The 13,921-nt window shown below is 69.7% G+C and carries 15 protein-coding genes; 5 read left to right on the top strand and 10 right to left on the bottom strand.

The features are described from left to right. Positions 1 to 25: 25 nt before the first annotated feature. Complete coding sequence (dnaB, locus tag ACYVKI_RS15055; protein ID WP_460691235.1) at positions 26 to 1,375, top strand: replicative DNA helicase; 1,350 nt, start codon at positions 26 to 28, stop codon at positions 1,373 to 1,375. Positions 1,376 to 1,776: 401 nt separating this feature from the next. Here the strand turns inward: dnaB and ACYVKI_RS15050 are convergent, their stop codons facing one another. Genes ACYVKI_RS15050 through ACYVKI_RS15040 form a run of 3 tightly spaced genes read right to left on the bottom strand, consistent with a single transcriptional unit; the run spans position 1,777 to position 4,048 of the window. Further along, entirely contained in the window at positions 1,777 to 2,529 is a 753-nt protein-coding gene (locus ACYVKI_RS15050; protein ID WP_460691180.1) for a hypothetical protein, read from the bottom strand. After that, positions 2,526 to 3,062, bottom strand: coding sequence for a hypothetical protein (locus tag ACYVKI_RS15045; RefSeq protein WP_460691179.1), 537 nt, complete (start codon positions 3,060 to 3,062; stop codon positions 2,526 to 2,528). Before ACYVKI_RS15045 ends, ACYVKI_RS15050 begins: the two co-directional genes overlap by 4 nt. 29 nt (positions 3,063 to 3,091) lie before the next feature. Next, a complete protein-coding gene (locus ACYVKI_RS15040; protein WP_460691178.1) occupies positions 3,092 to 4,048 on the bottom strand; it encodes an SDR family oxidoreductase in 957 nt (318 codons plus the stop codon). Between the two features lie 132 nt (positions 4,049 to 4,180). On the opposite strand from ACYVKI_RS15040, the gene ACYVKI_RS15035 reads away from it, so the two are divergent. The 3 genes from ACYVKI_RS15035 to fdhA all read left to right on the top strand — a co-directional run bounded on the left by ACYVKI_RS15035 (position 4,181) and on the right by fdhA (position 7,461). Then, a complete protein-coding gene (locus tag ACYVKI_RS15035; protein WP_460691177.1) occupies positions 4,181 to 5,170 on the top strand; it encodes a helix-turn-helix transcriptional regulator in 990 nt (329 codons plus the stop codon). A 31-nt stretch (positions 5,171 to 5,201) separates the two neighbouring features. Continuing rightward, positions 5,202 to 6,128: an HAD family hydrolase gene (locus ACYVKI_RS15030; protein ID WP_460691176.1), complete on the top strand. Its 927-nt coding sequence runs from the start codon at positions 5,202 to 5,204 to the stop codon at positions 6,126 to 6,128. A gap of 118 nt (positions 6,129 to 6,246) precedes the next feature. After that, a complete protein-coding gene (fdhA, locus tag ACYVKI_RS15025; RefSeq protein ID WP_460691175.1) occupies positions 6,247 to 7,461 on the top strand; it encodes a formaldehyde dehydrogenase, glutathione-independent in 1,215 nt (404 codons plus the stop codon). 64 nt (positions 7,462 to 7,525) lie between these two features. On the opposite strand, the gene ACYVKI_RS15020 is transcribed toward fdhA, so the two are convergent. The 7 genes from ACYVKI_RS15020 to ACYVKI_RS14990 form a co-directional block, all read right to left on the bottom strand. Continuing rightward, on the bottom strand, positions 7,526 to 7,756 hold the full coding sequence (locus ACYVKI_RS15020; protein WP_460691174.1) for a PIN domain-containing protein: 231 nt from the start codon (positions 7,754 to 7,756) through the stop codon (positions 7,526 to 7,528). Positions 7,757 to 7,870: 114 nt separating this feature from the next. Next, the gene (locus ACYVKI_RS15015) at positions 7,871 to 8,128 is read right to left on the bottom strand and encodes a hypothetical protein (RefSeq protein ID WP_460691173.1); all 258 of its coding nucleotides are present in this window, start codon (positions 8,126 to 8,128) and stop codon (positions 7,871 to 7,873) included. A 286-nt stretch (positions 8,129 to 8,414) separates the two neighbouring features. Next, a complete protein-coding gene (locus ACYVKI_RS15010) occupies positions 8,415 to 8,669 on the bottom strand; it encodes a hypothetical protein (RefSeq protein WP_460691172.1) in 255 nt (84 codons plus the stop codon). 62 nt (positions 8,670 to 8,731) lie between these two features. Next, entirely contained in the window at positions 8,732 to 9,907 is a 1,176-nt protein-coding gene (locus tag ACYVKI_RS15005) for a S8 family serine peptidase (protein ID WP_460691171.1), read from the bottom strand. A 143-nt stretch (positions 9,908 to 10,050) separates the two neighbouring features. Beyond that, positions 10,051 to 10,767, bottom strand: a complete 717-nt coding sequence (locus tag ACYVKI_RS15000) for a pyroglutamyl-peptidase I (RefSeq protein ID WP_460691170.1) — start codon at positions 10,765 to 10,767, stop codon at positions 10,051 to 10,053. Positions 10,768 to 10,787: 20 nt separating this feature from the next. Continuing rightward, positions 10,788 to 11,849 (bottom strand): LacI family DNA-binding transcriptional regulator, encoded by a 1,062-nt coding sequence (locus ACYVKI_RS14995; RefSeq protein WP_460691169.1) that lies wholly within the window; start codon positions 11,847 to 11,849, stop codon positions 10,788 to 10,790. A 132-nt stretch (positions 11,850 to 11,981) separates the two neighbouring features. Further along, positions 11,982 to 12,332 (bottom strand): hypothetical protein, encoded by a 351-nt coding sequence (locus tag ACYVKI_RS14990; RefSeq protein ID WP_460691168.1) that lies wholly within the window; start codon positions 12,330 to 12,332, stop codon positions 11,982 to 11,984. Between the two features lie 370 nt (positions 12,333 to 12,702). Between ACYVKI_RS14990 and ACYVKI_RS14985 the strand changes: the two genes are divergently transcribed. Beyond that, complete coding sequence (locus ACYVKI_RS14985; RefSeq protein WP_460691167.1) at positions 12,703 to 13,902, top strand: NAD(P)-dependent malic enzyme; 1,200 nt, start codon at positions 12,703 to 12,705, stop codon at positions 13,900 to 13,902. The last annotated feature ends 19 nt before the right edge of the window (positions 13,903 to 13,921 follow it).

Below are 13,921 nucleotides of genomic sequence, written 5' to 3'. Positions count from 1 at the left end.
CCCCCTTGGAGGATCCCCGGTGAGCCTGGAAGCCTACGACGCCCCACCGGCGGCCGAGTCCCGCACTCCGCCGCAGGACCTGGTCGCCGAACAGTCGGTGCTGGGCGGCATGATGCTCTCGAAGGACGCGATCGCCGACGTCGTCGAGATCCTCAAGGGCGTGGACTTCTACCGTCCGGCCCATGAGCTGATCTACGACGCGATCGTGGACCTCTACGGACGCGGCGAGCCCGCCGACGTCGTGACGATCTCTGACCACCTGACCAAACGCCAGGAGCTGCAGCGGGTGGGCGGGCCCGCTTACCTGCACAATCTGGCGCAGTCGGTCCCGACGGCGGCGAATGCGGCCTTCTATGCGGAGATCGTCCGCGAGCGGGCCATCCTGCGGCGCCTGGTGGAGGCCGGCACGAAGATCGCCCAGATGGGACACACCGCCGACGGCGAGGTCGAGGCCATCGTCAACGAGGCGCAGTCCGAGATCTACAACGTCGCGGAGAACCGCCAGAGCGAGGACTATGTGGCGCTCTCCGACGTCCTGGTCCCCACCATCGACGAGATCGAGACCAACGCCAGCCACGACGGCGGCCTCACCGGCATCCCCACCGGGTTCCGGGACCTGGACGATCTCACCCATGGGTTCCACGGCGGGCAGATGATCATCGTCGCCGCCCGACCCGCGATGGGAAAGTCGACCCTGGCGCTGGACTTCGCCCGGGCCGCCTCGGTGGGACACGGCATGACCTCGGCGTTCTTCTCCCTCGAGATGGGGCGCAACGAGATCGCCATGCGACTGCTCTCCGCCGAGGCGAAGATCCAGTTCCAGGACCTGCGCAAGGGCGACATCCGTGACGAGGACTGGGACAAGATGTCCCTGGCGGTGGACAAGCTCAATGAGGTGCCGCTGTTCATCGACGACTCCCCGAACATGTCCCTGATGGAGATCCGGGCCAAGGCCCGTCGGCTCAAGCAGCGCCATAACCTGAAGCTGATCGTGCTGGACTATCTGCAGCTGCTCAGCTCCGGCAAACGGGTCGAATCACGTCAGCAGGAGGTCAGTGAGTTCTCCCGAACCCTGAAGCTGCTGGCCAAGGAGCTCGACGTCCCCATCGTCGCGCTGTCGCAGCTGAACCGCGGCTCCGAACAGCGCACCGATAAGCGCCCCCAGGTCTCGGACCTGCGCGAGTCCGGATCCATCGAGCAGGACGCGGACATGGTGCTGCTGCTGCACCGTGAAGAGGTCTACGACAAGGAGTCCCCCCGCGCCGGGGAGGCCGACATCATCGTGGCCAAGAACCGTAACGGACCCACCAAGGACATCGTGGTCGCGTTCCAGGGCCACTACGCCCGCTTCCAGGACATGGCCCAGGACCTCTGAGGTCGTTGGGCAGCTGGAGGGAGGATCACGGCCGGCGACGGAGTCCTGCCGACCGGGGGGCCTGCAGCGTCATGTGCGAACCTGCCCGCCCACAGAGTCCACGGCCCCAGGGTGAGGGTGATGCAGATGCCGGTCCCGGCCACCGCGGGGATCATCCTGTGGTGATAGCTGGCGACCATGGCACCAGCGAGCGAGGCGGTCGCGAGGCCTCCCAGTGCGAAGGCCCGCAGGTCAGAGGTGGGGTTCCGGGTCCAGTCCTCCTCGCCCAGGATCGCTCGTGTGGCGAAGGATGTCGTGTCGATGGAACATACGCGTGGAGAGGTCATCCGCGGGCGTCATCGGACCAGCGTGGCATCTGGGGCTCTTCGGGCCGAGGGCGTCCGGCTCGCTCCGTGCCGGGCTCACTCCGTAGGCGGCCGGTTCCTGCGCTCCAGCAGTGGAGCGACCAGCTGAGCGACGGTGATGCCGCGACGCTGAGCCTCCGCCTGCAGGGCGGCGATCGTCTGTGGGTCGACGCCGGTCGGCTGCGCCGGTGCCTGCGGCGCCGTCGTCGGGGGCTCAGGCGCTCCGGGTGCCGCCCGACGGCGCAGCGCCGAGAGCAGGGGTGTGACCACTCCGGTGAGGACCGCCAGGATCAGCACGATCCCGTAGAACCGGCCGAAGGTCTCGCTCTCCCAGGTCTCCGACCAGATCAGCACCAGGGTCAGGGCTGTGGCCAGCGCGATGAGTCCGGCCGCCGCACCGAGCATCCAGCGGATCACGGCGTCTCGAGAGGAGGTCATCGTCAGCATGAGGCACAGGAAGCTGGCGGCGACGGTCAGCGTGACGCCGGTGAGGAGCACCTCGTAGGCGTCCCAGATCCAGCTGCTCTCCGCCCAGACCATCACCAGGGACCACAGCATGCTGAGTGCCGCCACGAGGACACCGACGGCGCCGACCAGCCGTTCGGCGCGCCCGAAGACTGCGGCGCAGCACAGCATGGCCAGACTGTAGAGGCCCACCACCACCGTGGTCAGCAGCACTCTGCCGCCGGTGTCGTCGAGGCTGAGCCCGAGCAGCGCCAGGATGCCGGCCCCGGCGGCGAGCGTGAATGACACGATCATCGCCCAGAGGAAGACCCTCCGGGCGACCTGACCGGGATCCTTCGGAGTCATGAGGGGTCCCCCCGTCGGGACGACTGATCTCGTCGAGCCGCGAGGAGCGGTTCGACGTCGGTGACGGCGAACAGGTCTGTGCTCGGTGAGCGATCGGCGTCGCCACGCATCAGCAGAGAGATCTCGTCATCGACGGTGGCGACGAGCCACCACGACTCACTCTCCTCCCACAGCCTCGCCTCGATGGACTCGCCGTCGACGAGGATGCGGATCTCTGAGGCGGCGGCCGGGTCCCCGACGGGCGACTGCCGATAGGTGGTGGTCCCGCGGTGGAGCAAGGACTGGCCATGCATGCGTCGCAGGGCTCGCACCCAGTCGAGACCGTGGTCTGTGCGGACCGAGACCGCGGGAGCCCCGTCCTCGCCCAGATGGTCGACCTGGGCCTTGGTGGCATCAGCTGACCAGTCCGCCAGAGCAGAGACACCGGGCCAGGACGCGACGTGCCAGAGCCGGGTGCGGGGGAACTGCTCGCGGACGAGCTCATCGGCGGCATCGATCTCATCCTGGCGGAACGGCGCGTGGTCGTCTGACATGTCTCCGAGCCTACCCAGCCACGCCCCGCTCAGCGGTAGGAGTCGACGTCGAGCTCCTCCACCGGGGTGTCTTCCATGGCGATGATGAAGCTCCAGGCGTCGGGCCGGGATCCGTCGACGTCGGTGAGGTCATAGTGCTGCGCCAGCTCGAAGGAGCTGGTGGAGCACGCGTTCCACCGGGATCGGTCGGGATCGGCGGCCAGAGCGGTGATGCCGCGGGCGAGCATGGCAGGGGTCTCGGAGATCACGAACTCATAGGGCGGGACCACGTCGCTGCTCCCACGGTTCGCCTCGGCGGCACTGCGCCACGTCTCTTCGGTGACGCTGAAGCCCTCGAGCATCATCTCCGAACGCAGCCACCCCGGCGACACCGAGACCGCCGTGCCGCCGCGGGCGGCCAGCTCGTGGCCCTGCGCATAGGCGAGCCGGTCCACCCCCGTCTTGGCCAGGTCCAGGAACACCGTCTCCCGGTAGTGGGTGGCGTTGTACGCGCGGGTCCCGTCGGTCACCTCCACCACCAGTCCACCCGGATTCCGGATGAGCAGCTCCAGGGCGCAGGCGCTGGTGTTCAGATGGGTCAGCAGCGCAGCGTCGAGCAGGCGCCGGCCGGCGTCGAGGTCGTATTCCCACAGCGGGGCATCGAACTGCACGTAGGCTTCGCCGCCGATGTCATTGATCAGGATGTCCAGCCTCCCCTGCTCGGCGTCGATCCGCGCCACCAGGGCCCCGACGGCGTCCACGTCCAGATGGTCGACGACGATCGCGTGGGCCGTCCCGCCCTCGGCGGTGATCAGCTGCGCGGTCTCCTCGATGGTCTCGGGGCGTCCGTAGTCCGACGGCGCCCCTGAGGTGGAGCGTCCTGTGCAGTACACGACGGCGCCGGCTCGCCCGAGCTCTCGGGCGATGACCCGGCCCGCCCCGCGGGTGGCGCCGGCGACCAGGGCGATGCGACCGGTGAGATCGGGGACAGTCTGCGATGCGGTCATGGAGTTCTCCTGAGCGTCCTGTGCTGCGGCGGTGCGCGCCGCCGCCCGCTGATGGTGCGTCACCGCGAGCATCGCATCCATTGACGACACGTGATGTCGCCAATGGGAAGGATCACTGCGTAGGCTGAGCCCATGCGCACCTCCCGCCTGGTGGCTCTGCTGCTGGAGCTCACCCGGCTGCGGCGCACCACGGTGGCGGAGCTGGCCGGTCGGCACGGCGTCTCCGCCCGCACCATCCAGCGGGATCTCGCGGTCCTGCAGGAGATGGGCGTGCCGGTGTGGACCCGCACCGGGCCCGCCGGGGGAGTGGGACTCGTGGAGGGCTGGCGCTCCCCGCTGACCGGGATGCTCGCCGCCGAGCTGCAGGCCCTTCTGCTCGGGGAGGCCGGAGCTCGGGAACTCGGCCTGGCGGCGGACTACCAGGCCGCCCGGATGAAGATGCTCGCTGCCCCCGGGGCCGACGCCCGGCAGCAGGCCGCAGTGGCTGAACGATTCCACCTGGACCACGGCCGCTGGTTCCATGATCCGGAGCGCCCGGCCGTACTCGCCGACGTGGCTCAGGCGGTCTGGTCCGGCCAGCGGATCACCATCCGCTACACCCGCTCCGATCGGGCCGCCCCGCCGGTCAGCCGACTCGTGGACCCGCTGGGCCTGGTGCTCAAGACCGACCGCTGGTACCTGGTGGCCGCCCATCGGCGCTCCGTGCGGACCTACCGCCTCTCCCGGATCGCCACGGTGGCCGTGCACCCGGAGGAGACCGCCTGGCGTCCACCAGGATTCTCCCTGGCCGAACACTGGCGCCAGAGCCGCGCCCAGTTCGAAGCCTCCGTGGTGAGCCTGCCGGTCCGGCTCTCCATCCCGCAGGCCTCCACCGAGGCGCTGCGCGCAGCGCTGCCCGGGACTCAGATCGACACCGCACTCGAGCAGGCCCGGCGGAATCCCGCACCGAGCGGTGAGTCCGGTGGTCCGACGCGGCTGGAGGTCAGCCTGATGACCGAGGCGCTCGAGATCGTCAGCGTCCAGCTGCTCGGGGTGCCCGGAGTGGAGGTGCGCGAGCCGGCCGCACTGCGCAGGGCTCTGCACGCGCGCGGACGGGATCTGATGACCAGCAACGGCCCCTGAGGCAGTGCCCCACTCCGATAGGATCGCCGCTGTGACCACCGACCAGCACCCCGCTCCCTCCAGCCCCGCTCCCTCCAGCCCCACTCCCTCCAGCTGTGCTGAGCCTGGACCCTCCGGTCGTACCGAACCGGCACCGCCGCAGTTGGTGGCCTTCGACATCGACGGCACCCTGTTCGACTCCACCAAGCAGCCTCAGCCCGGCACGCTGCGCGCGATCGCCGGCCTGCGGACCGCCGGCACCCGGATCATGCTCGCCTCCGGCCGCCCCATCCCGGGTCTGGAGGCGCTCGCCGCGCGGCACGGTCTGGGTCAGGACCTCATCTTCGCCGGTCTCAACGGCTCCGTCATCGTGGACCAGGCCACCGGCCGCACGCTGGCTCGCCACCCGGTGCCGGCAGAGCTGGCCCGGCCGCTCATCGCCACCGGTCTGCGCCATGGCGCGTTGATGATGCTTCCCCATGATGAGGAACTGATCGTCGCCGACGACGCCGCCCCGCAGGCCGTCCGCGAGGCCGGCGGCAACGGACTGACCCTGCGGGTGGTCGAGGACATCAGCGCCCCCGACGTCGAACCCACCAAGATCCTCTACTGTGCGGAACGTCCCCAGCTGGAGATCCTCGAGGCCGAGCTGCGCGAGCGATTCGCCGGGCAGATCGAGCTGACCTACTCGTCACCGATCTACCTGGAGGCCACCGCCGCCGGCGTCGACAAGTCCACCGCGCTGCTGGACCTGTGCCGCACCGAGGGGATCGACCCAGCTGAGACCATGGCCTTCGGCGACAACGGCAACGACGTGACGATGCTGCGCGCCGCTGGAACAGGTGTGGCCATGGGCAACGCCATCCCGGAGGCGATCCAGGCCGCCGACATCGTCACCACCAGTCACGACGACGAGGGCATCGCCAGGGTGCTGGGCCGCTGGGTGGATGTGGGGGAGCTGGCGCCGGCGCGCACCTGAGATGCGGTCCGTCTGCTGAGACGGCGATCGCACTGTTGCCAGGCGCTTTCTGCATCCTGCATGGTGTGCGAGTGGAGTGTGATCCACATCACCTATCTCGCCCATCAGGAGTTCCACCATGAGTTCGAACAGAGTCGTCGTCTACAAATCCCCAGGAGAGGTCGCCGTCGAGCCCTTCGACTACCCCTCCCTGGAGGTTCCTCAGGAGGTGGCGGACCACTTCGGCATCACGAAGAAGGCGCCCCACGCGGCCATCCTGAGGATCGTCACCACCAATATCTGCGGTTCCGATCAACACATGGTCCGTGGGCGCACCACCGCACCCCAGGGCCAGACGCTGGGGCATGAGATCACCGGAGAGGTCGTGGAGACCGGGGAGGATGTGCTGTTCCTCCGTGAGGGGGACATCTGCTCGGTGCCCTTCAACATCGCCTGCGGGCGCTGTCGCATGTGCGACGAGGGCAAGACCGGCATCTGCCTCAATGTGAACCCCGCCCGTGCAGGAGCCGCCTACGGCTATGTGGACATGGGTGGCTGGATCGGCGGGCAGGCGGAGTACGTCATGATTCCCTACGCAGACTTCAACCTGCTGAAGTTCCCGGATCGGGACCAGGCCCTGGAGAAGATCCTGGACCTCACCATGCTCTCCGACATCTTCCCCACCGGATACCACGGCGCCTACACGGCCGGGGTCACCACCGGATCCACCGTCTATGTGGCCGGAGCCGGACCCGTGGGGCTGGCCGCCGCCCACTCCGCCCAGCTGTTGGGGGCCTCCGTGGTCATGGTCGGGGACATGAACAAGGACCGCCTCGCCCAGGCCGAGAGCTTCGGCTGCGTGGGAATCGACCTGACCGCCGAGGGGGAACTGGCGGAGATGATCGCCGAGATCATCGGTGACCCGGAGGTCGACGCCGCCGTAGACGCCGTCGGTTTCGAAGCCCGTGGCCATGGGGAAGGTGCCGGGGAGGCGCCGGCCACCGTGCTCAACGACTGCATGACCGTCGCCCGCGCCGGGGCCGGGATCGGGATCCCCGGACTGTATGTGACCGGTGACCCCGGAGCCGTGGACGACGCCGCCCAGGAGGGCACCCTCGGTGTCCGCCTGGGGCTCGGCTGGGCGAAGTCTCACTCCTTCGCCACCGGTCAGTGCCCGGTGAAGCAGTACAACCGGAAGCTGATGAACCTGATCCTCCATGATCGGGCGCAGATCGCCCAGGCGGTCAATGCCACCACCATCAGCCTCGATGACGCACCACGCGGCTACCAGGAGTTCGACGGCGGCGCGGCCCGGAAGTTCGTCATCGATCCCCACGGGATGGTGCCCGCCTGAGCCTGCGACGCCCCGTGAATCGCTGGGGCGGCCTGTCGAGGAGGACAGGCCGCCCCAGCGATGATCAGACCAGCCGCGCCGGGGTGCCGTACGTGGCGACCATCCGGTCGGAGATCAGCAGGGTGACGCCTTCGGAGCGCGCCTGGGCGACGGGCGGTCTGGCGAAGAAGGGGTCTCGATGATGCTGCGGAAGGTCATGCACGGCGGCGGTATGGACTCCTGTGACAGCGAGCTCGCCATCATCGGCTTCGAGCAGGCCCCGGCGCGGGGGAGGCTCCTCGGTGTCGATCCTCACGAGCCTGACCATGGGGCGCCCAGCTTTGGCGATCGTCACCTGCTCCCTCGCGACGCGCAGGGGAAGACTCGAGCCGTCCTGACGGGCGGCGCAGCGGGGCGACAGCTCGCCGGTTCACAGGGCGCCGAGGATTCGGTCCAGCAGAAGGAATCCGAGTACGCCGTAGAGCAGGCCGATCCACAGGGCATGGGTGAGGCTGCGCCAGAACTGCCCGGTGGCGATGAGCAGTCCGAAGGCGGCCGGCACACAGGCCAGCCCGTAGCCGCCGACCAGGAACCACAGGCCGGTGAACTCGCCCAGCGCCACCATGTAGGCCCCGACCCCGATGGTCCAGAGCATGGTGAACTCGAACAGCAGTGCGGCGATCACCACGGCAGTCACCACCGCCCAGAGATACCGGCCCCACGAGTGCCGTCTCTGGCGCCGGGAGTGCGGCGAGGTGTCGCCCTGCGGAGAGCGGCCGCCGGAACGAGCTGCAGGCGGGGGTCCGGACGCGGCTCCGGACCGGCCTCCGGGGCGCCCTCCCGAACGGGCGGTCGACCGGTGTGACGACTGGTGTGACGACCGGCCCGAGGGCGCGGTGCGGCGGGGCTTGCGGCGGGTGCTCACGGCAGTCAACCTTACCGCGCCCCCATGACAGGGCTCGGCCGCACCGAGCTCACTGCACGTCCGCGTCCGGGGGGCTGATCCGATGCTCCTGTTCGCGATCCACTGCCACGACACCCTCGACGGCGGAGAGGGCCTCCCACTGGTCCGGCCGGGCTCGGCCGTTGATCATCCCCAGGGAGGTCAGCACCCGGTTGACCCGCAGCCCGGCGGCCTGCAGCTCGGAGACCACCTCGTCCAGGCGTGCCGCGCTGGGGGCGTCGACGGTGATGATCCAGCCGATCGTCTCTCCATGGGGGGACTGCATGTCGTCAGGGTAACGGTCCGGACCGGATCACAGACAGCCCTGGTCACCGGCACGTCCCGCGGTCACCTGCTCTCCTCGGCCGGTGGTCCCACCGTCAGTCCGGACCCGACATCCACGGAGGGCAGCTCCAGCCGCACCGCCTCCTGGACGATCTCGGCCCACAGCTCACGGGCGCGGAAGCCGGTGGCCTCGGCCAGCAGTGCGGCCACTCCGGAGACGTGCGGGGTGGCCATAGAGGTTCCGCTGATGCTGCGGTGCCGTTCGGCACCGACCCAGGAGGACAGCACGTCCACTCCAGGCGCGGCGACATCGACCTGTCCACCCCGCCCCGGAAGGGTGCGGGCGGAGAAGTCCGCGATTCCCCTCTCGGAGTCGAGCGCACCCACGGCCATGACGAAAGGGCTGTTCGCCGGGGCGCCGACGAACCCGTTCTCCCCGGAGCTCCGGCGGGCGTTGTTCCCCGCGGCGGCGATGATCAGCGCACCCTGTTCCAGGGCCCGGCGCCCGGCGGCCACATAGGGCGGGTGCACCTGGCGGACATCGGCGCCGAGCGACATCGAGATCACCTGGCAGTCATGGCGCAGGGCCCAGTCGATGCCGGCGAGGATCGAGGAGTCCGAGCCGGAGCCGTCGTCTCCGAGGACCTTTCCGGCGAAGAGCTCCGCCTCCGGCGCCACCCCGTAGCCCGGACCGTCCTCACGGCTGCGGGGACCGCCGACGGTCCCGACGCAATGGGTGCCGTGACCGTGGCCGTCCTGGGCGGTCTCGCCGTCGATGAAGGACTCCGCGCTCAGGTGCCGTCCGGCGAAGTCCGGGTGTTCGAGGTCGAATCCGGTGTCCAGCACGGCGACCCGGATCCCGGCCCCGGTATACCCGGACTCCACGGCGCGCACCGCCTGCAGGCCCCAGGTGAGTTCCTCGGTGTCGGTGAAGGAGGCAGGCTGGGCGGCCGGGCGAGCCGGCGTCGTGGGTCCCAGCACGTGATATGTCTGCTCGGGCAGCACCTGCACCGGGCGGCGGTGGTCCTGGCAGCGGTTCCGGAACGCGGCGAGGCGTTCGTCCTCGCCGTCGACCACGGCGATGCCCAGCCGGGGGAAGTAGGAGTCGGTGGAGAGCCCTTCGGCGCTGAGCAGTCCGGGGGCGTCGTGATCCCGGACCTGGAGGTCCGGGGTGTCGAAGACGACCACGTAGCGGCCCTCGCGGGTGGTGGTGGTCAGGGTGTGCTCGGGGATGTGCATGACTGCCTCCTGCCTGTCGGACGCCAGTGGTCAGCGCCTGGTCCCAGAGTAGGCGGCGGTGGTGACATCGGTGATATCACTGCAGGGTGAGGATCCCGGATCCCGGTGAGGTGTGCGGACCGGACGCGAGACTCCGGGGCGGTTCAGTGCAGGGTCCCGCCGGGGGTCGCCGTATCGGGCCCGCCGCGCAGCGCCTCCTCCAGCACGATCTCCACCGCCTGAGCCGCCTGGCCCAGACTCACCGGTGACTGGGGGTCCCGCAGATCAGGGATGTGGACGAATCCGCCGGGAACCTGCAGGCCACGGTCGCGGAGGTCATGCAGCAGCGCATAGAGCACCTCATTGCAGACGAAGCTCCCGGCGCTGAGCGAGATCTGCACCGGGATCCCGCAAGCGGCGATCCGGGACTGAGCCGCCTTGAGGCGCAGAGTGGAGAACAGGGCAGCTTCGCCGCCGGGGACCACGGGCGCATTGGCCGGCTGGGTGCCGTCGTTGTCCGCGATGCGCGCATCGCGGAGGTTCAGCCCGACGCGTTCCAGCCGCACCGCCTCGGTGCCGGCGGCCAGACCGAGGGCGACGACGGCGGCCGGCGCCTGTCCCTCCGTGACGGCGGCATCCACCGCGTCGGCGAGCAGCCGAGGGGCTCGACCGAAGGCCACCGGCAGACAGAGGGCCCGCACCTGCGCTCCCGCCCGGGCCGCGACAGCGGAGTCGCCCGCGTCGGCGCGCGCGGCCACCGCGGAGGCGAGATCCCACGAGGGATTGTGGGGCATGCCGCCGAATGGCTCGAAGCCGGTGACGATCACCAGCGGACCGGCGGAGGTCGGGTCGGTCGTCGTGTCGGAAGTGGCGGCTGACATCGGTGGATGCGTTCCAGCGGTCAGGCGGACTCGCGCACCACGACCTCGGCCTCGCCGATCAGCAGAACGTCCTCCTCGGCGAGGCCCTGTTCGGCCGTGCGGCGGCGTGGGTCGTCGTCGACGGCGGCGATGACCGTGTCGGCGATCAGCGAGGCGATCACGGACTCGTCCCAGTGGACGGTGGTGAGCCGTGGACGGGACCATTCGGCCAGTGAGACGTCGTCATAGCCGACCACGGCGATGTCCTCGGGGCAGGAGATGCCCTCGTCCTGCAACGTGGCCAGCAGCATGAACGCGATGCCGTCGCTGAAGGAGCACAGGGCTGTCACCCCGGCCTCCCGCGCCTGACGGACGGCCTCGACGGCGTCTGCGCCGTCGACGGCGACCGACGTCACCACCGGGACCTCCAGGCCCAGGTCCTGGGCGACCTTCTGCGCAGTGTGGGCGCGCCATTCGGAGATCTCTGCGGCGACCGGACTGGCGGTGCCCACGAAGCCGATCCGGGTGTGGCCGGCCTCGGCGAGGTGCTGCACCTGGGCGGCCACTCCGGCGTCACGGGCGTTGTCCGGCAGCTGCGTCGCGGGCATCAGGGCGGTGCCGTCGGCGACGGTCTCATCGATCCACGCGGGCAGTGCGCCGAAGAGCGGGAAGATCATCTGCGGGGCGAGATCCTGGACCAACGCGGTCAGCGATCCGTGGTCGGAGGATTCGAAATGCACCGCCATGGAGTAGCCGCGTCGGCTCAGTTCTGCGGTGAGCATGCCGATCAATGCGGTGGCGGGCTCACCCAGCTGGGTGCGCGGCACCACGCAGACCAGATTGGTGGACTTCCCGGAGGCCAGGGACTTGGCGTTCCGGTTCGGGTGATAGCCCAGGGTCTCCGCCGCGTGGAGCACAGCACGCCGAGTCTCCTCGGAGATCGTCTGGCCAGGAGTGTTGTTCAGCACGAAGCTGACCGTGGCACGGGAGACGTTGGCATGGGCGGCGACGTCGGCACCGGTCGGGCGGCGACGTCGAGTGGGGGCATCGGCCACGGTGCGCGCGTCAGCGGGCGGGGGCTGCGGGGAGTCTGAGGCAGGCATTGTGATCAAGGTAGCAGAGCACGGCGCTGTTCAGGGGAGATCAGACACGTGGAGAAAAATGCATTGTTCTGGCGCGATTTCCTCCGTGGGTCAGGGGATGTGGGTCAGGGGATGTGGGCCAGGAGATGAGGGTCAGAGGATGAGGAGGAGCCCGCCGACCGCGAGCACGGTGATCGAGGCCCCGGTCCACAGCCCGTGCAGCAGTCCGCGGCGCAGACTTCCGGTCCCCACGGTCACTGCCGCGACGGCGGGCAGGCAGGCCAGCGCGAAGCCGCCCAACAGCCATCCCGCCCAGGGGCGATCCGCGCCGAAGGCCACCAACGCCAGGAACACCATATGGAAGACGGGGTAGCCGACCAGCAGGGAGAGGGCCACCCCGACGCCGATCGCGAAGCGTCGACGACGCCGGGCAATCTTGGCCGCATCGCCGTCGAGATCGGCCGGGGAGAGCCGTCGTCGTCGGCTCTCAGGTGAGGTCGTCATGGACGGAAGAGTAGACGTGGAGGTGCGAGCTGGCCAGTCCGGTCGGCCGCGGGCCGAGGCGGCTGACTATGGCGCCCAGCGCGCATTCCACGGGGTCCGGCGCGTCTTCCGCGGTGGCCGCAGCGTACTCTCGGGTCACAGAGTCCACCTGGTGAAACGCCGCTCACCGGAGAACGTCGTCGTGCCGTACGCTGGCCTCCACGGTCTAAAGAAAGTACTGACCACTGCGACGGTGCGAACGCCGACGACCTCGGCGCGCACGGCAGCGCACGGCCGGAGCGCATGGTCCACCCGACGATGTGTGGAGCTCCCGCGGGATCCGCGATGCGCCGTGCCGACCTGATCAGACACTTTCCAGGAGTCATCCGAGATGTCCATCATTGACACGACCGCCCCCATCACCGACGACGAGGTCTTCGCCTCGCACGAGGGCGGCAAACTCACCGTCGAGTCCACGATGCCGCTGGAGTCCAAACGGGCGCTGTCCATCGCCTACACCCCCGGGGTCGCGAAAGTCTCCCGGGCGATCCACCAGGACCCCGCCCAGCACGCCACCCACACCTGGGCCTCCCGGCTCGTGGTGGTGCTCTCCGACGGCACTGCCGTGCTCGGGCTCGGCGACATCGGTGCGGCCGCCTCCCTGCCGGTCATGGAGGGCAAGTCCGCCCTGTTCCGGGAGTTCGGCGGGCTGAACTCGATCCCGCTGGTCATCGACACCACCGATGTGGACGAGATCGTCGAGACCATGGTCCGGCTGCGGCCCAGCTTCGGGGCGGTGAACCTCGAAGATGTGGTCGCCCCGCGCTGCTTCGAGCTGGAACAGAAGCTCATCGAGGCACTTGACTGCCCCGTCATGCATGACGACCAGCACGGCACCGCCGTGGTCGCGCTCGCCGCGCTGACCAATGCCGCCCGGCTGACCGGGCGCCGCTTCGCCGACACCCGGGTGGTGATCGCCGGAGCCGGAGCCGCCGGCATCGCCGTGGCCGACATCCTGCACGAGGCCGGCATCGGCGACATCATCCTCACCGACTCCCAGGGCACTGTGCACCGGGACCGGGACGACCTCAACGCGGTGAAGGCTCGGGTGGCCGGGTTCACCAACCGGGAGAACGTCATCGGAGGGATCGCCGAGGCGCTCGACGGTGCTGACGTGTTCATCGGGGTCTCCTCCTCGCAGGTTCCGGAGGAGGCGGTGGCCCGGATGGCGCCGGAGTCCATCGTCTTCGCCCTGTCCAACCCGGACCCGGAGATCATGCCGGAGGTCGCGGCCCGCCACGCCGCCGTCGTCGCCACCGGGCGCTCCGACTTCCCGAACCAGATCAACAATGTCCTCGCCTTCCCGGGCATCTTCCGCGGGGCTCTCGACGCCGGCGCCCGGCGGATCACCCCGGCGATGAAGGTCGCGGCGGCCACCGCGATCGCCGACGTCGTCGGCGAAGACCTCAGCGCCGAGTACATCGTGCCCTCCCCGCTGGACGAGCGGGTCGCCGTCGGCGTGGCGGCGGGGGTGATCGCGGCAGCCCATCAGGACGGGGTGACCGCGGCCGCCGACGACGCGGTGGTGTGACCGGGACTGTGTGACCGGC

It is taken from the genome of Nesterenkonia suensis (genome assembly GCF_054782935.1).
Note: the sequence above shows the minus strand (reverse complement) of the source record. Positions and strands in the feature narration are given on the sequence as shown.

Bases quoted from the DNA above. Each gene is read 5' to 3' on its own strand.
- ACYVKI_RS15050 (WP_460691180.1), bottom strand. From the start codon at position 2,529: ATGACTCCGAAGGATCCCGGTCAGGTCGCCCGGAGGGTCTTCCTCTGG.
- ACYVKI_RS15045 (WP_460691179.1), bottom strand. From the start codon at position 3,062: ATGTCAGACGACCACGCGCCGTTCCGCCAGGATGAGATCGATGCCGCC.
- ACYVKI_RS15040 (WP_460691178.1), bottom strand. From the start codon at position 4,048: ATGACCGCATCGCAGACTGTCCCCGATCTCACCGGTCGCATCGCCCTG.
- ACYVKI_RS15035 (WP_460691177.1), top strand. From the start codon at position 4,181: ATGCGCACCTCCCGCCTGGTGGCTCTGCTGCTGGAGCTCACCCGGCTG.
- fdhA (WP_460691175.1), top strand. From the start codon at position 6,247: ATGAGTTCGAACAGAGTCGTCGTCTACAAATCCCCAGGAGAGGTCGCC.
- ACYVKI_RS15010 (WP_460691172.1), bottom strand. From the start codon at position 8,669: ATGCAGTCCCCCCATGGAGAGACGATCGGCTGGATCATCACCGTCGAC.
- ACYVKI_RS15005 (WP_460691171.1), bottom strand. From the start codon at position 9,907: ATGCACATCCCCGAGCACACCCTGACCACCACCACCCGCGAGGGCCGC.
- ACYVKI_RS15000 (WP_460691170.1), bottom strand. From the start codon at position 10,767: ATGTCAGCCGCCACTTCCGACACGACGACCGACCCGACCTCCGCCGGT.
- ACYVKI_RS14995 (WP_460691169.1), bottom strand. From the start codon at position 11,849: ATGCCTGCCTCAGACTCCCCGCAGCCCCCGCCCGCTGACGCGCGCACC.
- ACYVKI_RS14990 (WP_460691168.1), bottom strand. From the start codon at position 12,332: ATGACGACCTCACCTGAGAGCCGACGACGACGGCTCTCCCCGGCCGAT.
- ACYVKI_RS14985 (WP_460691167.1), top strand. From the start codon at position 12,703: ATGTCCATCATTGACACGACCGCCCCCATCACCGACGACGAGGTCTTC.